Genomic DNA, 17,987 nt, shown 5'->3' on the forward strand with positions numbered 1-17,987 from the left:
CAGAACTTTCATTGTGGCGCTAATGGTTTACGCCTGCCAGGCGGTTAATCCGGGGATCGGTAAAGATATCCAGCTCGTCACGGCTCTCGGAAGAAAACTCGGACACCACCGCACCCCGCTTCCCCGCCTGAAACCAGTGCCGAGTATTGGGTGCGATGGTGTATTGTTCGCCAGGCCGCAAGAGAATATAGCGATTGCAGGTATACCAAGGCTCTGCGCCCTCTGGCACCCGACATACCGGTTCGCCGCCGGCATCATTAAGCGTCAGGTTTTCGTCATCGACAAACAGAAACACCTCGCCCCAACGGCAGCGGAACGTCTCTTGTTTGCCGGGCGTGCCGGCAAAGGGAGGATGCAAATGTTCCGGGCAAGTCTGACCAGGAAACAGCACCAACTCTTTCGCACAATACCGAGGTGAGTTGACATAGGTCAGCAGTTGCAGCCCTGAGACGGGATAATCAGCCAAGCCAAACGTCGCAATTTCAATACGTTGCTGTTCTTCCTCAGTCAAAACAATGTCCGCCTCACGCAAGTATTCCAGCGTAGCGGCTATGGCACGTTGTTGTTTGTTCATCATTTCCCCTGCAAAGTAACGGTATCGATATCAGCATGCTGATATTAAAACCGTCATTGCATCGCCTATTTTGTGATCTTCATCCCTATATTGAATAACAACCCACCAGCAAAATTAACTCCCGTCGAGTAATTCCAACATCGATCACAGTTTAACCCCCCGCTTTAGCCCACTATCGCCGCATTGAAATGATATCGTTACCATAAAAATGATTCACCAGGAGGCAATATGAAAGCATTAGTGTTGGCCAAAGCGGGGGAAATCGCTATCGAGGACGTCCAGCTTGCCGAAACGCTGGGGCCCGATGATGTGCAGATAAAAATTCATTCCGTGGGCATCTGCGGCAGCGATGTGCACTATTACCAACATGGCCGCATTGGCCCGTTCGTGGTTAACGCCCCGATGGTGCTCGGCCATGAAGCCTCCGGCGTGGTGCTCGCGACCGGTAAAAACGTCACTCACCTCAGCATCGGCGATCGCGTTTGCATGGAGCCCGGCATTCCCGATCTCAACTCGGCGCAGACGCGCGCCGGGATTTACAACCTGGACCCGGCCGTTCGCTTCTGGGCGACGCCACCGGTGCACGGCTGCCTGCGCGAAACCGTCATCCACCCCGCCGCCTTCACGTTCAAATTGCCGGACAACGTCAGTTTCGCTGAGGGCGCCATGGTGGAACCCTTAGCCATCGGCATGCAAGCGGCCACCAAAGCCGGGATCAAACCCGGCGATATCGCACTGGTGATCGGCGCCGGGCCGATCGGCGTGGTCACCGCCCTCGCGGCGCTGGCGGGCGGCTGTTCGGACGTCATTATCTGCGACCTGTTTGACGAAAAACTCGCCGTGGCGGCCAGTTATGAGGGGCTGCACGCCGTCAATATCAAAACCGGCGACCTGGCGGGGAAAGTGGCCGCGCTCACCAGCGGCAATGGCGCCGATGTCGTGTTTGAATGCAGCGGCGCCAAACCGGCTATCGCTACGCTGGCCGAGCATGCGGCGCCCGGGGCGACCGCCGTGCTGGTCGGCATGCCGATCGATGCCGCGCCGATGGATATCGTCGCCGCGCAGGCCAAGGAAATCACCTTCAAGACCATTTTCCGCTACGCCAACATGTACCCGCGCACGCTGCGGCTGTTGAGCAGCGGCAAATTGCGCGTCCAGCCGTTGATAAGCCAAACCTACAAGTTTTCCGACAGCGTAGCCGCTTTCGAGCGCGCGGCGGCAGGACATGCCTCGGACATCAAAATCATGCTGGAAATGGAGTGATCCTATGGCGCTCTATGCTGGCATAGACTGCGGTACGCAAGGCACGAAAGTCGTGATTGTCGACAGCACACAGGGCGTGATCCTCGGTGAGGGCAACGCCCCTCACCGTCTCATCAGCCAAGCCAATGGCCGGCGCGAACAAGAGGCCGACTGGTGGATTGAGGCGTTAGTCATCGCTTTTCGCCAAGCCGTGACTAACGCCGGCGTTGATGCACGGGAGATTCATGCTCTGGGGGTCTCGGGCCAACAACATGGGTTTGTGCCACTGGACGCAGACGGCAACGTGCTGCACAGCGTCAAGCTGTGGTGCGATACCGAAACCGCAGAGGAAAACGAACGGCTCCTGCAACAGCTCGGCGGAGCCAACGGCTCGCTGGAAACACTCGGCCTGCGGATCGCCACCGGTTATACCGCGTCAAAAATCCTTTGGTTCAAAACACACCATCCGGCGCTCTGGGCAAAACTGCACACCGTGTTGTTGCCTCATGATTATTTGAACTTCTGGCTGACCGGGGAGCGCGTAGCGGAATATGGCGACGCTTCCGGCACCGGGTTGTTCGATGTACGCACCCGTCGCTGGAGCAAAACCGCGGTCGATCTCATCGACGACAGCGGCCGCCTGTGGCAGGCTCTGCCGCCGCTCAAAAGCGCGGAGTGCTGCATCGGCACGGTGCGCCCCGCCGCCGCGGAAAAACTCGGCCTCGGCCCGGCAGTTCGGGTATCGACCGGCGGCGGCGACAACATGATGGCGGCCATCGGTTCCGGCAACATCGAGGCCGGCACCCTTACCCTGAGTCTGGGCACCTCCGGTACGCTATTCGCCTGGTCTGCCGCCCCCGTCACGGCGGAATCGGACATGATTGCCGGCTTCTGCTCCAGCACCAATGGGTGGCTGCCATTGATTTGCACCATGAATGTCACCTCGGCCACCACTGCGGTACAAACGCTGCTGGACGAAGACCTTGCCGGCTTTAACAGTTTATTGGCGCAGGCCTCGCCCGGCGCAGGCGGTGTCGAGATGCTGCCGTTCTTCAATGGCGAACGTGTTCCGCCGCTGCCTCACGCACGCGCCAGTCTGCATAACCTCGATAGCGACAATTTTACCCGTGCCAATCTCTGCCTGGCGGTAGTCGAAAGCGCTACGTATGGGTTGCGCTATGGCATCGAGCTGTTTCGCCGTCAGGGCATTGAAGCGCGCGAGATCCGCCTCACCGGCGGCGGCGCCCGCAGCGCCGCCTGGCGACAAATCGTCGCGGACGTGATGGGGTGCCCGGTAGTCTGTCTGAAAGCCAAAGAGACCGCCGCGCTGGGCGGCGCCATTCAGGCGATGTGGGCGACGACGTTGGCCGACGATCCGCAGCGGAACGCCGGCGCGTTGCTGGCCGAACTGTGCCGACGTTTCGTTGCGCTGGATGAGACCACGCGCACACGGCCACATGCCGGCAGACAGGCGCAATACGAGACGCTTTATCAACGGTACCTGCAACGCTTGCAGCAGACCTATCCGGAGGTGCAACTGTGACGCGAGATCCCCAGACGCAAGCGCCCGCCTACCTGCTGGAGGTCAGCGGCGTCAGGAAAGCTTTTGGCCCGGTCGTGGCCCTCAAGAATGCGGAGTTTTGCCTGCGGCGTGGATCCATCCATGCCCTGTGCGGTGGCAACGGCGCGGGTAAATCCACCTTTCTCAGCATTCTGATGGGCTTTATTCAACCCGATGGCGGCGACATTTTTATCAATGGCCAACGCTGTGAATTTCATCATCCCCGGGAAGCCCTCAACGCCGGCATCGCCATCGTGCAGCAGGAGCTGAGCGCGATCCCGGATCTGACGGTGGCCGAAAACATTTGGCTGGGCCGCGAGCCGAGGCGCCTGGGGTTCGTCGATTTCGCTACGCTCAATCAACGCACCACCAGCTTGCTCAAGGAACTCGATTTCAAGATCGACGCCCGAGAGAAAATGCGCAACCTGAGCGTCGCCGAGCAGCAGTTGGTCGAGATCGCCAAAGCGCTGTCGCATGCCAATGCCGACATCATCATCATGGATGAACCCACCTCGGCGATTGGCGAGGAGGATGCGCAAAAAATCTTTCAGACGCTTCAGCAACTGGCGGCGAAAGGTAAAGGCATTATCTACGTCTCCCACCGTTTGTCAGAGATATTCCAAATCGCGGACAGCTACACCATTTTCCGCGACGGCGCCTATATCCATGAAGGCTATATCGCTGACATTACCCGTGAGCAGCTGATCGAACACATTATTGGCGGCGAGTACGACAGCGAGTTCGCCAAATTCAATCAGCCCGGTGAAGAGGTCTTGCTGGAGGTCAACAACCTGTGTTGGCGCAGCAAGATAAAAGATATCAGCCTGCAACTGAAGCACGGTGAGATCCTGGGCATCTACGGCCTGGTGGGCTCGGGCCGCAGCGAGTTTCTCGATCTTATCTTCGGCATTCAGCATGCCGACAGCGGCACGATCCGCTTGGGTGACAAGACGCTGAACCGCCATTCTCCGCGCAAGGCCATCGACAGCGGTATTGCCTACGTGACGGAAGATCGCAAGGAAACCGGCCTAGTGCTGTGCCGTTCCGTCAGTGAAAACATCAATATCGCCTCTTTTGCCGGCATCAGCCGGATGGGGTTTGTCAGCGAGAAACGGGAGCAGGCGCGAACCCGCGACATGATCCAGCGCTTCAACGTTAAAACCCACGATGGCGAACAACCCGTGGGTAACCTGAGCGGCGGCAACCAGCAAAAAGTGGTGCTGGGCCGTTGGGCGCTGCTGGATCCGGAGGTTTTGCTGCTCGACGAGCCGACGCGCGGCATCGACGTCGGCGCCAAGAAAGAGATCTACCGATTTATGTCGGAGTTCGCCTTGCAAAACAAAGGGATCATCATGGTTTCCTCCGAGCTTTCGGAAATTATCGGCATGAGCGATCGCATATTGGTGTTTCGCGACGGGCAGTTGGCCGGCGAGCTTTCGGCGGCCGATGCGACCCAGGCAGCACTGATGAAACTTGCGGTTTAACAGAGAGAGAAAAAAAATGAGCAGCGCCCACTCCTTATCACCAGGAATTTCATTTTTCACCCGCAATAAGCGCCGTATGCACAAATACGGCATTATCATCGCCTTTTTCGCCCTGTGCCTGATCGTGGCGCTGATTGGCGAATATCAGGTCGCTCAGGGGGCCTGGAGCAGCAATTATTTTCTCAGCAATGAAAACACCCTGATCGTCCTGCGCCAGGTCTCGATCAACGGCATTCTGGCGATCGGCATGACCTTCGTCATCATTACGGCCGGCGTCGATCTCTCCGTGGGCTCGGTGCTGGCGTTAAGCGGGATCGTCGCCGCCCGTTTCGCCACCAACAACAGCGGATTGGCTATCGGCGACACCGCGACCGCCGTCATGGCGCCGCTGATCGTGGCGCTGGGCATCGGCATCGTCTGCGGCCTGGTGAACGGCACCGTGTTGGCTCGCTACCGGTTGCAGCCGTTTATCGTCACCATGGGCATGCTCTCCGCGGCGCGCGGGTTAACCATGTTGACCACCAACGGCAATCCAGTATCGCAATTGAACAGCGATTTCCGCTGGTTAGGCAATGGCTATGTCGGCGGCGTTCCGGTGCCGGTCATCATCTTCATCGTGCTGTTCGCCCTCGCCTGGCTGGTGCTGAATAAAACCCTCTTCGGGCGTTACATCTACGCCGTCGGCGGCAACCCGAAAAGCGCGCGCACCTCGGGGATTAACGTCACCCGCATCAAAATACTGGTGTATACGCTGTGCGGCGCACTGGCCGGCATCGCCGGCCTGATCCTCACCGCACGCACCGGTTCGGCGCAGACCAACGCCGGCGCAGGGTATGAGCTGGACGCCATCGCGGCGGTGGTGATCGGTGGCACCAGCATGGCCGGCGGTGTCGGTACGCTGGTCGGCACCTTCTTCGGCGTGCTGATTATCGGGGTGATGAATAACGGCCTCGATCTGCTCGGCGTGCAATCGTATTACCAACAAATTATCAAAGGCGCATTGATCGTTCTTGCCGTATTGCTCGACCCATCGCGTAAGCAACAGCGCGATTAATAACATCAGACCCAACTCTACCAGGAGAAAACCATGAATAAGACCAAGATAGCGTTGTTTGCCTCTGCCATGATGCTCGGTAGCCTGTCGGCAGCTCAGGCCGCCCCGGTAAAAATCGCGGTATTGATGTACGGCAACAAAGCCGAGTTCGTGCAATTGATGGAAAGGTTCGGGAAGGAACACCCGGCGGTGAAAAGCGGCGAAGCCGTGCTGACCTTCTACGATGGGCGTTATGATGCATCGGTGCAAAACGATCAGGCCGCCACCGCTATCCAAACGCGCGCCGATGCCATTATCGTCAACCCGATGGATTTTGAGGCCAATATCGATATCGTCACCAATGCCAACGAAGCCAAAATCCCGGTGGTGGTCACCAACGCGCGCCTGAACACGGACGCGATGACGTCTGAAGTGGTGTCTAATGACGAGTTGGGGGGGTATCTGGAAGCCAAAGCCGTCCTGGACAAACTCGACTGCAAGAACCAGAAGGTGAATGTGGTGATTATCGAAGGCCCGAAAGGCGGCAGCGGCGAGATCCAGCGCGGCAAGGGTAACGATAAAGCGATTGCCGAGTGCGGCGCCGGCCAGGTCACGGTACTTGAGCGCAAAACGGCCAACTGGTCACGCGCGGAAGCGCAGCCGCTGATGGAAAACTGGCTGCAGAAGCACCGGGGTAAAATCAACGGCGTGATTGGTCAAAACGACGAGATGGCGCTGGGCGCTATCGAAGCGATCAAAGGCGCTGGCCTGAATGTGAAGGACTTCGCGATTGCCGGCGTTGACGGCGTCTCCGACGCGATTCATGCGGTGCAGGCCGGTGAAATGGTCTCTATTCTGCAAGATGCCAAAGGCCAGATGCAGGGTTCCATCGACGTCGCGCTGCGCGCCGTGAAAGGTGAAAGCTATCAACCACAGTCGGATATCTGGAAACAGTACGCCAAGGATCTGAAATGGGAGGGTGGCACGCAGAAGCATTACTACATTCCGTGGACCGTCGTTACCACAGAGAATGCCCAGCAACTGTTGGACGCGCGCAAGTAATGTCCGGAGCCCCCTGCACGCAGGGGGCCTTTGCTCCGAAGCTTGCCGCAGGCAAAAAAAAGCCAGCACGGAGTGGCTGGCTAAAAAGTTCTTCGAGGGAATATCTTGTGCGATAAACATACGCCTTTCACTGCGGGCTTTACTAGCTATCAGTGCGATAGGCACCCTCAGTTAAAATCAACGCCTGCATATCGGTGAACATCGTTTCCCATTCCGCCTGGTCGATATCCATCAAACCAAAGTAACGCAGCATAAAGGCGCCTTCGGTGGCGAGAAACGCCAGGCGCGCGCGCTTGCCTTCTTCCGTCGTCAAATCCAAACCGGCGATGCGGCTGCGATACCATTCACGCGTGCTCGCCAGATGCTCCGGCGTTTGAATCAGCGTCGCCATTAGCCCGGCGGCCTTGGCGCTGGCGGTCTGATCCGAGCTTTGCGTCGCCAACATATGCGCCCGCACGCCGGTCTGCGGCGAAGGATCGTCACCGGCGATAGCGGCGAACAGCGTCTCGTAGGCACTGCCCCAGCGATCGAACATGGCATCAATCAGGGCGTCTTTGCTGCCGAAACAGTACTGCACCCCGCCCTTGGAGATCCCCATCGCTTTGGCGACGGCGTCAATGGTCAAGCCGGCGGCGCCCTGGGTGGCGACGATCTCTTCGGCGGTGTCCAAAACTTTGTCGCGATCGATGCTGCGTTGACGTCCCATTAAGAAACCCTTCTTTTCAATACGAACGTATGGATATATATTATCGCCAGTATACCACCCGGCATCGCCGGAGGGTTACCACAATGGCGGCGCCTTCGCGCCGCCCACGTTAACTGGATTATGACTTATGTACGCCAAGAACCGCTGGTTAATCCTGACAATGGTCGCCAGCGCCCTGTTCCTGATTGTTATCGACATGACGGTGCTCTATACCGCTCTGCCACGCTTAACCCAGGCGCTGGACGCCAGCGCCTCGCAAAAACTCTGGATCGTCAACGCCTACCCGCTGGTGGTCGCCGGGCTACTGCCCGGCGCCGGCATGCTGAGCGATCGCATCGGCCATAAGCGGCTGTTTCTCGCCGGGCTGCCGGTGTTTGCCGTCGCGTCGCTGTGCGCCGCTTTCTCGCCCACCGCCGAGTGGCTGATCGCCGCGCGGGTATTCCTCGCCGTTGGCGCGGCAATGATGATGCCCGCCACGCTGTCCATCGTGCGTCACGTCTTTACCGACGAACGCGAACGCGCGCTGGCGATCGGCATCTGGGCCTCGGTGGCCTCCGGCGGCGCGGCCATCGGCCCGGTGGTCGGCGGCCTGCTGCTGGAGTATTTCTGGTGGGGATCGGTGTTCCTGATCAACGTACCGGTGGTGTTGCTGGTCTGGCCGCTGGCGTGGAAACTGATCCCCCGCTGCGGCGGCGATAACCCGCGCCCCGCCGATATCGTCGGCTCGGTGCAGATCATGATCGGTCTGGTCGGCGCTATCTATGCGCTGAAGGAACTGAGCAAGCCGGCGCCTGACCTCAGCGCGTTGCTCGCAGCGGCCCTGATCGGCATCCTGTTCCTGGTGCTGTTTGTGCGTCGTCAGCAGCGCAGCGCTCACCCGATGATCGATTTCTCCCTGTTCCGCAACCGGCTGTTCGCCGGCGGCATCGGCGTGGCGTTGCTGTCGATGGTGGCCCTGATCGGCGTCGAGCTGGTGCTCAGCCAACGCTTGCAGCTGGTGCTCGGCCTCAGCCCGCTGCAGGCAGCGCTGTTCATCTTGCCGATCCCGCTGGCCTCGGCGCTGGCGGGGCCAATGGCCGGTTTACTGTTGCCGCGCTACGGTGAGCGCAGCATCATCCTCGGCGGTTTCGTCCTGACCGCCTTCGGCATCGCCGGCCTCGCCCTGTGGTATCAAAGCAGCATGGCACCGCAGCTGGTGAGCCTGGCGTTGGTGGGCTTTGGCCTCGGCGGCGTGATCACCGCCGCGTCCACCGCCATCATGCTGAACGCGCCGGAGGAGAAATCCGGCATGGCGGCCTCTATCGAAGACGTCTCCTACGAGCTGGGTGGCGTGCTGGGCGTGACGCTGCTCGGTGGGTTGATGACGGCGGTCTACAGTCACAGCCTGGCGCTGCCGGCGGCGCTGCCGGTCAGCGATTTGGCCTACGACAGTATCGACGAAGCCCTGCGGCTGGCCGCCGGAATGGCGGCCGATCGCGCGCAGCAGCTGACGCAGCTGGCGCGTTTGGCCTTCGATCGCGCCTTTATTACGGTGCTGATCGCCGCCGCGCTGTTAATGGCGCTGGGCGCCGGCGTGGTAAAACTGGCGCTGCGCAAGTAACCGATAAAAGCGGCTTTTTTCGCCGGCGGATCCTGCGTAAACTGATTCGGCAATTTGCTCGACGGATTTATCGTCATCGGTTTAAGCGATGGTAATGATGCCTGTTATCGTGTTTAACCCTGCGATAAATCCGGTTACTGTAACAGCTATGGAAATTGATTCTGTCTACCCTTGGAACGAATAATCAGGAGAAGATTATTATGGCAACGGCGAAGAAAGCAGCGAAAACCCATATCGGCCTCGACAGTAAACAATCGGCAAAACTCGCCGAAGCGCTGAATGCGCTGTTGGCGAATTATCAGGTGCTGTATATGAACGTGCGCGGCTATCACTGGAATATTACCGGCCCGCAGTTCTTTGAGCTGCACGCGAAATTCGAAGAAACTTACAACGATCTGCTGACCAAGGTGGATGAGCTGGCGGAACGTATCCTGACGCTGGGCTCGCAGCCGCGTCACGCTTTCAGCGACTATCTGAAAACCGCCGACATCAAGGAACACACCAACGTGACCGATGATAAGGGCACGCTGCGCGGCCTGTTGGAAGGGTATTCAATCTTGCTGCAGCAGCAGCGTGAACTGCTGACGGTAGCGGCAGACGCCGGCGACGAAGGCACCGCGTCATTGATGAGCGATTATATCAAAGAGCAGGAAAAACAGGTCTGGATGCTCAACGCCTACCTCGGAAAATAACCCTGACGCCATAACAAAACAGTCCCTCTCGGGACTGTTTTCGTTTTACCACTCGCAGGATACCGCAAACAGCAGCGCACGCCGATGCTGATCGTCCAGGCGGCGCCGCACCCGGATAATATGGCGATTGCTGCACGACTGGCGTTCCAGCCAGCGATGCCGGCGACGTTGGCTCTGTCGCAACATGCGCCAACGGCCCACTTCATTTCTACTGCGTCTCATAATTCCGTCACTCGTTCGTCTAATGCCAACCGCGGGCATTATAGCCCTTTCCGCCCGTGATCCAAGCCGCCGTTATCGGCAACATACCGGACGTCGCACCGGCAAAAGCCCCCCTTTCAATTTCGGCAAGTGCCTTAACTTCATCATATTTATGTAACATAAGCGCCGATAAAAGGTTTCGCCTTGCCCGATCTGTGCGTACACTCATCATTGGTGGTTTGCGAACGGGATTTTTCGCCTTTATGACAACATTTTATACCGTAATCAGTTGGCTCATGGTGTTCGGCTACTGGCTGCTGATCGCCGGCGTGACGATGCGCATTTTGATGAAACGCCGTGCGGTTCCCTCTGCCATGGCCTGGCTGCTGGTTATCTATATTCTGCCGCTGTTCGGCATCGTGGCCTATTTATCGTTCGGCGAGCTGCATCTGGGCAAGCGCCGGGCCGAGCGCGCCAAGGCCATGTGGCCGTCGACCGCGCGCTGGCTGAAGGAACTGAAAGAGAGCCGTCGCATCTTCGCCACCGAATACAGTAAAGTCGCCGAACCGCTGTTCCAGCTGTGCAACCGCCGCCAGGGCATCGACGGCGTAAAGGGCAACCAGCTGCAGCTGCTCACCACCACCGACGACACGCTGAAAGCGCTGATCCGCGACATCGAGCTGGCGCGCCACAACATCGAAATGGTGTTCTATATCTGGCAGCCCGGCGGCCTGGTCGATCAGGTGGCCGAATCGCTGATGGCCGCCGCCCGGCGCGGCGTACACTGCCGCCTGATGCTGGACTCCGCCGGCAGCCTGCAATTTTTCCGCAGCCCCTACCCGGCGATGATGCGCAACGCCGGCATCGAAGTGGTCGAAGCGTTGAAGGTCAACCTCTTGCGCGTGTTCCTGCGCCGCATGGATCTGCGTCAGCACCGCAAAGTAGTGCTGATCGACAACTATATCGCCTATACCGGCAGCATGAACATGGTCGATCCGCGCTACTTCAAACAGGATGCGGGCGTCGGCCAATGGATCGATCTGATGGCGCGCATGGAAGGCCCGGTGGCCACCACCATGGGCATCGTCTATGCCTGCGACTGGGAAATTGAAACCGGCAAGCGCATTCTGCCGCCGCCGCCGGACGTCAACATCATGCCGTTCGAGCAGGAAAGCGGCCACACCATTCAGGTGATCGCCTCCGGCCCCGGCTTCCCCGAGGAAATGATCCACCAGGCGCTGCTAACCGCGGTTTATTCCGCGCGCGAGCAGCTGATCATGACCACGCCGTACTTCGTGCCGAGCGACGATCTGCTGCACGCCATCTGCACCGCCGCTCTGCGCGGCGTCGAGGTCAGCATCATCGTGCCGCGCGACAACGATTCGATGATGGTGCGCTGGGCCAGCCGCGCGTTCTTCTCCGAGCTGCTGGAAGCCGGAGTGAAAATTTATCAGTTCGAAGGCGGTCTGCTGCACACCAAGAGTGTGCTGGTTGACGGCCAGCTTAGCCTGGTCGGCACCGTCAATCTGGATATGCGCAGCCTGTGGCTGAATTTCGAAATCACCCTGGTGATCGACGACGACGGCTTCGGCAGCGATCTGGCCTGCGTGCAGGAAGATTACATCGCCCGTTCCCAGTTGCTGAACGCCAAAGAGTGGCTGAAGCGGCCGTTCTGGCATCGCCTGGTTGAGCGCCTGTTCTACTTTTTCAGCCCGCTGCTGTAAAAGCCGCAACGAGCGTGCTTTAATAGCGCCAAATCATTTGTTATCAGGATTTTTTTATGGATTTGAATAACCGCCTTACCGAAGACGAAACGCTGGAACAGGCCTACGACATCTTTCTCGAATTGGCCGGCGACAATCTGGATCCGGCGGATATTCTGCTGTTCAATCTGCAGTTTGAAGAGCGCGGCGGCGCAGAACTGTACGATCCCTCCGAAGACTGGAGCGAGCACGTGGACTACGATCTGAACCCAGACTTCTTCGCCGAAGTGGTGATCGGTCTGGCGGACAGCGACGGCGAGCCAATCAACGACGTGTTCGCCCGCGTGCTGATCTGCCGCGAGAAAGACCACAAGCTGTGCCACATTCTGTGGAAAGAGTGATTCGCCGCCAGCGCATCGGATAAAAAAGCCCCGCTTATTCAGCGGGGCTTTTTGTTGCCGGCTAGCGTCGCATTACAGAGGATCGACCTTCAGGCAGGATACCGCGTGGCGGAAGCTGCCCTCCAGCAGCGGACGCGTCTTGGCGCACTCCGGCCCGGCGATCGGGCAGCGGGTGCGGAACACGCAGCCGGTCGGCGGGTTGATCGGCGAAGGCAGCTCCCCTTCCAACAGCTGGATCTGTTTTTCCTTCTCCTTGTCCGGATCCGGGATCGGCACCGCCGACATCAGCGCTTTGGTGTAAGGATGCTGTGGGTTGTGATACACCTCGTCATAGGTGCCCAGCTCCACCGCATGGCCCAGGTACATCACCAGCACGCGATCGGAAATGTGCTTCACCACCGCCAAATCGTGGGCGATAAAGATCAATGACAGCCCCATCTCGCGCTGCAGCTGCTGCAACAGGTTCACCACCTGCGCCTGAATCGACACGTCCAACGCGGAGACCGGCTCGTCGCAGATCACCAGCTTCGGTTCGAGGATCAGCGCGCGCGCGATGCCGATACGCTGGCACTGACCGCCGGAGAACTCGTGCGGGTAGCGGTTGATCAGGTTAGGCAACAGGCCGACCTTCAGCATCATCGCCTTGACCTTGTCCTTCACTTCCTGACGCGGCATTTTCGGGTAGTAGGTGCGCAGCGGCTCGGCGATGATCTCGCCGATGGTCATGCGCGGGTTGAGCGAAGCCAGCGGATCCTGGAAGATCATCTGGATATCGCTGCGGGTTTTACGCCAGTCGGCGTCGCTCATGCCCAGCAGATCTTTGCCCAGCCAGGCGACGCGCCCGCTGGTGGCCTTCACCAGGCCGATGATGGCGCGCGCGAAGGTGGATTTGCCGCAGCCGGATTCGCCAACCACGCCCAGGGTTTCCCCCTCGAACAGCCGCAGCGTAACGCCATCGACCGCCTTCAGGGTTTTCGGCGGCTGCCAGAACCACTGTTTGTCGTCATGAATGTCGAAGTGCACTTTCAGATCGGCGACTTCGAGCAGCACTTTCTTGTCGGTTACCGCTGTCATACTAACGCCTCCACCGGTTTAAAGCAGGCGCGCAGGCGCCCTTCCCCAAATTGCTCCAACGGCGGAGCGCTCGCGCACTGTTCCATGGCGTACGGGCAGCGCGGCTGGAACGGGCAGCCTTTCGGCAACCGCAGTAGGTTCGGCGGGTTGCCGGGAATGGTCAACAACGCTTCGCCTTCGGCGTCGAGACGCGGCACCGCATTCAACAGACCAATGGAGTACGGATGGCTCGGCTGGTAGAACACCTCGCGCGCGCTGCCGTATTCCATGGTGCGGCCGGCGTACATCACCAGCACCTTGTTGCAGATGCCGGCCACCACGCCCAGGTCGTGGGTGATCATGATGATGGCGGTGTTGAACTCGCGCTTCAGCTCGTTGAGCAGCGTCATGATCTGCGCCTGGACGGTCACGTCCAGCGCGGTGGTCGGCTCGTCGGCGATCAGCAGCTTCGGCCGGCACAGCAACGCCATGGCGATCATCACGCGCTGGCGCATACCGCCGGAAAACTCGTGCGGGTACATGCGCATGCGCTTGCGCGCCTCCGGCATTTTCACCGCGTCGAGCATGCGGACCGACTCTTCGAAGGCTTCGCTTTTGCTCAGTTTCTTATGCAGCATCAGCACTTCCATCAGCTGTTCGCCAACGCGCATATAAGGGTTGAGCGAGGTCATCGGGTCCTGGAAGATCATCGAGATCTCCTCGGCCCGCAGCTTGTTAAGCTGATTTTCCGGCAGGTTGAGGATCTCGCGGCCGTTGAATTTGGCCGAGCCGCCGATGCGGCCATTGCTCGCCAGTAGCCCCATCAGGGCGAACGCGGTCTGCGATTTGCCTGAGCCAGATTCACCGACGATGCCCAGCGTTTCGCCGGCGCGCAGATCGAAGTTCAGATCGTTTACCGCCGTCACGTCGCCGTCCGGCGTGGAAAACGTGACGCGCAGGTCTTTTACGTCCAGCAGCGGCGACGTTTTGACGCCGGCGCCGGTTTGCAGTTGAGGATGTTCAATGGTGCTCATGGTTGCACTCCTTAACGATCTTTCGGGTCGAGGGCGTCACGCAGGCCATCGCCGATAAAGTTGAAACAGAACAGAGTGACTACCAGGAAACCCGCCGGGAACAGCAGCAACCACGGTGAAACTTCCATTGAGTTGGCGCCGTCGCTGAGCAATGCGCCCCAGCTGCTCAGCGGCTCCTGCGTGCCCAGCCCCAGGAAGCTGAGGAAGGATTCGAACAGGATCATGCTCGGCACCAGCAGCGACGCGTACACCACTACCACGCCGAGCACGTTAGGCACGATATGCCGCAGCACGATGTTGCGCGTGGAGACACCGCACACCAGCGCCGCTTCGATGAACTCCTTACGCTTGAGACCGAGCGTTTGGCCGCGCACGATACGCGCCATATCCAGCCACGACACCATACCGATCGCCACGAAGATCAACAGGATATTCTGGCCGAAGAAGGTCACCAGCAGGATCACGAAGAACATGAACGGGAAGGAGTTGAGGATCTCCAGCAGACGCATCATCACCGAGTCGATCTTGCCGCCCAGATAACCGGACATCGCGCCGTACAGGGTGCCGACGATCACCGCCACCAGCGCCGCCGCCACGCCGACCATCAGCGAGATACGCCCGCCAATCGCCACGCGCACCAGTAGGTCGCGCCCGGAGGAATCGGTGCCGAAATAGTGCCCCGATTCCAGGCTTGGCGCGGCGGACATCATCGCCCAATCGGTATCGTCGTAGGCAAATTGCGACAGCATCGGCGCCAGCACCACAAACAGCGTGATCAACACCAGGATGAACAGGCTGCTGACCGCCGCACGGTTATGCATAAAGCGCCGGCGCGCGTCTTGCCACAGGCTGCGTCCTTCCACTTCCAGCTTCTCGCTGAAGTGTTCCAGAGCTTCGCTGTTCTTTTTAGTCAACATCATTCGCGTGCTCCAGATTAATAACGGATTTTCGGATCGATGACCGCATACAGCACATCGACGATCGCGTTGAACAGAATGGTCAGAGCGCCTACCAGAATGGTCAGGCTCAACACCAGGGAGTAGTCGCGGTTCAGCGCGCCGTTAACGAACAGCTGGCCGATCCCCGGCAGGCCGTAGATGGTTTCGATCACCATCGAACCGGTGATGATCCCGACGAACGCCGGGCCCATATAGGACAGCACCGGCAACAGCGCCGGCTTCAGCGCGTGGCGGAAAATGATGCGGCGCATCGGCAAGCCTTTAGCGCGCGCGGTGCGAATGAAGTTGGAGTGCAGCACTTCAATCATCGAGCCGCGCGTGATACGGGCGATGCTGGCGATATAGGCCAGAGACAGCGCTACCATCGGCAAGATGATGAACTTAGGCGCGCCGCCGTTCCAGCCGCCGCCCGGCAGCCATTTCAACGTGATGGCGAAGATCAGCACCAACAGCGGCGCCACCACGAAACTGGGTATCACCACCCCGGTCATGGCGAACCCCATCACCGTGTAGTCCCATTTGGTGTTCTGATTCAACGCGGCGATCACGCCGGCGCTCACGCCCAGCACCACCGCCAGCAGAAACGCGGCCAGGCCGAGTTTGGCGGAAACCGGGAAAGAGCTGGCGACCAGATCGTTGACCGAATAGTCCTTGTATTTAAAGGACGGGCCGAAGTCTCCCTGCGCAAGCTGCGCCAGATAATGACCGTACTGTTTCCAGATCGGGTCGTTCAAATGGTATTTGGCTTCGATATTCGCCATAACTTCCGGCGGCAATGCGCGTTCCCCGGTAAATGGACTGCCGGGCGCCAGGCGCATCATGAAGAATGAGATGGTGATAAGGATAAATAGTGTCGGGATCGCTTCCAATAAGCGACGAAGTATAAATTTAAGCATTGCCCTAACCCTGTGCGACAGCCTGATGACGGCTTATTATTCTCAACATGGGCCGGCGGCCTGCGCCGCCGGCTCTTACCGTATCAATGCTTGATGATGTACAGGTTTTTGTCGTACACGTTATCAAGCGGGTCTTTGCCGGTGTAGCCACCGACGTAAGGTTTCACCAAACGGGCGTTCACATAGTAATACAGCGGAACGATGGCGGAATCTTTATCCAGCTGAACTTCCGCTTTCTGATACAGATCGGCGCGCTCGTCTTTGCTCTTCGCGGTCAACACGTTGGCCATCAGCTTGTCGAACTCGGCGCTCTTATAGTGCGGGGTGTTACTGCTGCTGTCGGACAGCATCATGTTCAGGAACGAACTCGGCTCGTTATAGTCGGCGCACCAGCCGGCGCGCGCCACGTCATAGGTCCCCTGATGACGGGTATCCAGGAAGGTTTTCCACTCCTGGTTCACCAGCTTCACGTCCACGCCCAGGTTTTTCTTCCAGATGGACGCGGCGGCGATCGCCAGCTTCTTGTGCAGATCGGAGGTGTTGTACAGCAGGGAGAAGGTCAGCGGTTTACCCGGGCCGTAGCCGGCTTCCGCCAGCAGTTTCTTCGCCACTTCGTTGCGTTTTTCCTGCGTCCAGCCAAACCACTCCGGCGGAGTCAGCTTGGCGCCGTCGGTGTATGGCGGCGTAAAGCTGTAGGCCGGCAGATCGCCCTGGTTTTTCACCTTGTTGACGATGATGTCGCGGTCCATGCCCAGCTTCAGCGCTTCACGCACGCGCGCATCGGTGAACGGCGCCTTCTGGTTGTTGATTTCGTAGTAGTAGGTGCACAGGTAAGGATCGACATGCACCTCTTTCGGGATCTCTTTCTTCAGCTTCTGGAACAGTTCGATCGGCATGTTGTTGTAGGTCATGTCGATTTCGCCGGTGCGGTAGCGGTTAACGTCGGTCACTTCCGACGAAATAGGCAGGAACGTCACTTTATTGATGATGGTTTTGGCGTTATCCCAATATTCCGGGTTGCGTTCCAGTACGATGCGTTCGTTGACAATCCAGTCTTTCAGTTTGTAAGCGCCGTTGCTGACGTAGTTGGCTGGCAGCGTCCACTTCTCGCCAAACTTCTCCACCGCGTCTTTGTAAACCGGCTTCATGGCGTAGTGTGGGGTCATTTCAACCAGATAAGGCACCGGCTCGCTCAGGGTCACCTGGAAGGTGTGGTCGTCGATGGCCTTCACGCCCAGCGTCGACTTGTCTTTTTTACCGGCGATGATGTCATCGACGTTTTCCACATGGGCATACTGCAGGTAGCTGGCGTAAGGCGATGCAGTTTTCGGATCCACTACGCGCTGCCAGCTGTAGACGAAATCTTGCGCCGTCACCGGCTTGCCGTTGGACCATTTGGCGTCTTTACGCAGGTGGAAGGTCCAGACTTTGAAATCTTTGTTATCCCAGCTTTCCGCGACGCCCGGCACGATGGAACCGTCCGGGCTGTTGTTCGCCAAGCCTTCCATCAGATCGCGGGTGACGTTGTTTTCCGGCACGCCCTCGATTTTATGCGGGTCAAGCGACTGCACTTCGGAACCGTTATTTTTGACAATTTCTTGCTTGTCGGCCAGTTGCACGCCGGCAGGAACGTCGGCGGCAAAGGCGGAGGTGGTTGCTGTGATGCCCAGCGCGGCGATGACGCCGGCGGCAATGAGCGTTTTCTTCGTGATGTTGGTCATACTTATCGACTCCAGTTTTTTATTATCACAGGCTCTTCGTGGAACCTGCGTTGCCCGTAAGCGGA

General features: G+C 58.8%; 17 protein-coding genes. 9 read left to right on the forward strand and 8 right to left on the reverse strand.

Going from position 1 to position 17,987, the window contains the following annotated elements; translation table 11 throughout:
• Nucleotides 1–19: 19 nt before the first annotated feature.
• The gene (locus QMZ29_RS08195; protein WP_025303061.1) at nt 20–574 is read right to left on the reverse strand and encodes a D-lyxose/D-mannose family sugar isomerase; all 555 of its coding nucleotides are present in this window, start codon (nt 572–574) and stop codon (nt 20–22) included.
• Nucleotides 575–802: 228 nt separating this feature from the next.
• On the opposite strand from QMZ29_RS08195, the gene QMZ29_RS08200 reads away from it, so the two are divergent.
• The 5 genes from QMZ29_RS08200 (at nt 803) to QMZ29_RS08220 (ending at nt 6,956) form a co-directional block, all read left to right on the forward strand.
• Nucleotides 803–1,837 (forward strand): NAD(P)-dependent alcohol dehydrogenase, encoded by a 1,035-nt coding sequence (locus tag QMZ29_RS08200; RefSeq protein WP_004932112.1) that lies wholly within the window; start codon nt 803–805, stop codon nt 1,835–1,837.
• A 4-nt stretch (nt 1,838–1,841) separates the two neighbouring features.
• Nucleotides 1,842–3,359: a xylulokinase gene (xylB, locus tag QMZ29_RS08205; RefSeq protein WP_261424826.1), complete on the forward strand. Its 1,518-nt coding sequence runs from the start codon at nt 1,842–1,844 to the stop codon at nt 3,357–3,359.
• Nucleotides 3,356–4,861, forward strand: coding sequence for a sugar ABC transporter ATP-binding protein (locus tag QMZ29_RS08210; protein WP_060433196.1), 1,506 nt, complete (start codon nt 3,356–3,358; stop codon nt 4,859–4,861). Before xylB ends, QMZ29_RS08210 begins: the two co-directional genes overlap by 4 nt.
• A gap of 76 nt (nt 4,862–4,937) precedes the next feature.
• On the forward strand, nt 4,938–5,915 hold the full coding sequence (locus QMZ29_RS08215) for an ABC transporter permease (RefSeq protein WP_016927501.1): 978 nt from the start codon (nt 4,938–4,940) through the stop codon (nt 5,913–5,915).
• Nucleotides 5,916–5,948: 33 nt separating this feature from the next.
• Nucleotides 5,949–6,956 (forward strand): substrate-binding domain-containing protein, encoded by a 1,008-nt coding sequence (locus tag QMZ29_RS08220; RefSeq protein WP_025303066.1) that lies wholly within the window; start codon nt 5,949–5,951, stop codon nt 6,954–6,956.
• Between the two features lie 142 nt (nt 6,957–7,098).
• Here the strand turns inward: QMZ29_RS08220 and QMZ29_RS08225 are convergent, their stop codons facing one another.
• Nucleotides 7,099–7,662 (reverse strand): TetR/AcrR family transcriptional regulator, encoded by a 564-nt coding sequence (locus QMZ29_RS08225; RefSeq protein ID WP_025303067.1) that lies wholly within the window; start codon nt 7,660–7,662, stop codon nt 7,099–7,101.
• Nucleotides 7,663–7,789: 127 nt separating this feature from the next.
• Between QMZ29_RS08225 and smfY the strand changes: the two genes are divergently transcribed.
• Nucleotides 7,790–9,262 (forward strand): multidrug efflux MFS transporter SmfY, encoded by a 1,473-nt coding sequence (smfY, locus tag QMZ29_RS08230; protein WP_025303068.1) that lies wholly within the window; start codon nt 7,790–7,792, stop codon nt 9,260–9,262.
• Between the two features lie 200 nt (nt 9,263–9,462).
• On the forward strand, nt 9,463–9,954 hold the full coding sequence (locus QMZ29_RS08235) for a Dps family protein (protein ID WP_004932132.1): 492 nt from the start codon (nt 9,463–9,465) through the stop codon (nt 9,952–9,954).
• Between the two features lie 45 nt (nt 9,955–9,999).
• On the opposite strand, the gene QMZ29_RS08240 is transcribed toward QMZ29_RS08235, so the two are convergent.
• Nucleotides 10,000–10,176, reverse strand: a complete 177-nt coding sequence (locus tag QMZ29_RS08240) for a YciY family protein (protein WP_025159792.1) — start codon at nt 10,174–10,176, stop codon at nt 10,000–10,002.
• Nucleotides 10,177–10,418: 242 nt separating this feature from the next.
• On the opposite strand from QMZ29_RS08240, the gene cls reads away from it, so the two are divergent.
• Together cls and QMZ29_RS08250 are read left to right on the forward strand one after the other, a co-directional pair.
• Complete coding sequence (gene cls, locus QMZ29_RS08245; protein WP_025303070.1) at nt 10,419–11,879, forward strand: cardiolipin synthase; 1,461 nt, start codon at nt 10,419–10,421, stop codon at nt 11,877–11,879.
• 56 nt (nt 11,880–11,935) lie between these two features.
• The gene (locus QMZ29_RS08250) at nt 11,936–12,259 is read left to right on the forward strand and encodes an HI1450 family dsDNA-mimic protein (RefSeq protein WP_004932139.1); all 324 of its coding nucleotides are present in this window, start codon (nt 11,936–11,938) and stop codon (nt 12,257–12,259) included.
• A 72-nt stretch (nt 12,260–12,331) separates the two neighbouring features.
• Here the strand turns inward: QMZ29_RS08250 and oppF are convergent, their stop codons facing one another.
• The 5 genes from oppF to oppA form a co-directional block, all read right to left on the reverse strand.
• Nucleotides 12,332–13,333, reverse strand: coding sequence for a murein tripeptide/oligopeptide ABC transporter ATP binding protein OppF (oppF, locus tag QMZ29_RS08255; protein ID WP_025303071.1), 1,002 nt, complete (start codon nt 13,331–13,333; stop codon nt 12,332–12,334).
• Nucleotides 13,330–14,346 carry an ABC transporter ATP-binding protein gene (locus QMZ29_RS08260; RefSeq protein WP_043142468.1) on the reverse strand — a complete coding sequence of 339 codons (1,017 nt, stop codon included), beginning with the start codon at nt 14,344–14,346 and terminating at the stop codon, nt 13,330–13,332. Before QMZ29_RS08260 ends, oppF begins: the two co-directional genes overlap by 4 nt.
• Before the next feature lie 11 nt (nt 14,347–14,357).
• Nucleotides 14,358–15,266, reverse strand: a complete 909-nt coding sequence (gene oppC / locus QMZ29_RS08265; RefSeq protein ID WP_025303073.1) for an oligopeptide ABC transporter permease OppC — start codon at nt 15,264–15,266, stop codon at nt 14,358–14,360.
• A gap of 14 nt (nt 15,267–15,280) precedes the next feature.
• Nucleotides 15,281–16,201 (reverse strand): oligopeptide ABC transporter permease OppB, encoded by a 921-nt coding sequence (gene oppB, locus QMZ29_RS08270; RefSeq protein ID WP_004932150.1) that lies wholly within the window; start codon nt 16,199–16,201, stop codon nt 15,281–15,283.
• Nucleotides 16,202–16,284: 83 nt separating this feature from the next.
• A complete protein-coding gene (gene oppA / locus QMZ29_RS08275; protein ID WP_025303074.1) occupies nt 16,285–17,922 on the reverse strand; it encodes an oligopeptide ABC transporter substrate-binding protein OppA in 1,638 nt (545 codons plus the stop codon).
• Nucleotides 17,923–17,987 lie beyond the last annotated feature (65 nt).

The sequence above is a fragment of the Serratia sp. PF-27 genome (genome assembly GCF_030053255.1).
In the GTDB taxonomy this organism is placed as follows: Bacteria; Pseudomonadota; Gammaproteobacteria; order Enterobacterales; family Enterobacteriaceae; genus Serratia; species Serratia bockelmannii.

Bases quoted from the DNA above. Each gene is read 5' to 3' on its own strand.
- QMZ29_RS08250 (WP_004932139.1), top strand. From the start codon at position 11,936: ATGGATTTGAATAACCGCCTTACCGAAGACGAAACGCTGGAACAGGCC.
- QMZ29_RS08225 (WP_025303067.1), bottom strand. From the start codon at position 7,662: ATGGGACGTCAACGCAGCATCGATCGCGACAAAGTTTTGGACACCGCC.
- smfY (WP_025303068.1), top strand. From the start codon at position 7,790: ATGTACGCCAAGAACCGCTGGTTAATCCTGACAATGGTCGCCAGCGCC.
- cls (WP_025303070.1), top strand. From the start codon at position 10,419: ATGACAACATTTTATACCGTAATCAGTTGGCTCATGGTGTTCGGCTAC.
- QMZ29_RS08235 (WP_004932132.1), top strand. From the start codon at position 9,463: ATGGCAACGGCGAAGAAAGCAGCGAAAACCCATATCGGCCTCGACAGT.
- QMZ29_RS08200 (WP_004932112.1), top strand. From the start codon at position 803: ATGAAAGCATTAGTGTTGGCCAAAGCGGGGGAAATCGCTATCGAGGAC.
- oppB (WP_004932150.1), bottom strand. From the start codon at position 16,201: ATGCTTAAATTTATACTTCGTCGCTTATTGGAAGCGATCCCGACACTA.
- QMZ29_RS08220 (WP_025303066.1), top strand. From the start codon at position 5,949: ATGAATAAGACCAAGATAGCGTTGTTTGCCTCTGCCATGATGCTCGGT.
- QMZ29_RS08260 (WP_043142468.1), bottom strand. From the start codon at position 14,346: ATGAGCACCATTGAACATCCTCAACTGCAAACCGGCGCCGGCGTCAAA.
- QMZ29_RS08215 (WP_016927501.1), top strand. From the start codon at position 4,938: ATGCACAAATACGGCATTATCATCGCCTTTTTCGCCCTGTGCCTGATC.
- xylB (WP_261424826.1), top strand. From the start codon at position 1,842: ATGGCGCTCTATGCTGGCATAGACTGCGGTACGCAAGGCACGAAAGTC.
- oppC (WP_025303073.1), bottom strand. From the start codon at position 15,266: ATGATGTTGACTAAAAAGAACAGCGAAGCTCTGGAACACTTCAGCGAG.
- oppF (WP_025303071.1), bottom strand. From the start codon at position 13,333: ATGACAGCGGTAACCGACAAGAAAGTGCTGCTCGAAGTCGCCGATCTG.
- oppA (WP_025303074.1), bottom strand. From the start codon at position 17,922: ATGACCAACATCACGAAGAAAACGCTCATTGCCGCCGGCGTCATCGCC.
- QMZ29_RS08240 (WP_025159792.1), bottom strand. From the start codon at position 10,176: ATGAGACGCAGTAGAAATGAAGTGGGCCGTTGGCGCATGTTGCGACAG.
- QMZ29_RS08195 (WP_025303061.1), bottom strand. From the start codon at position 574: ATGAACAAACAACAACGTGCCATAGCCGCTACGCTGGAATACTTGCGT.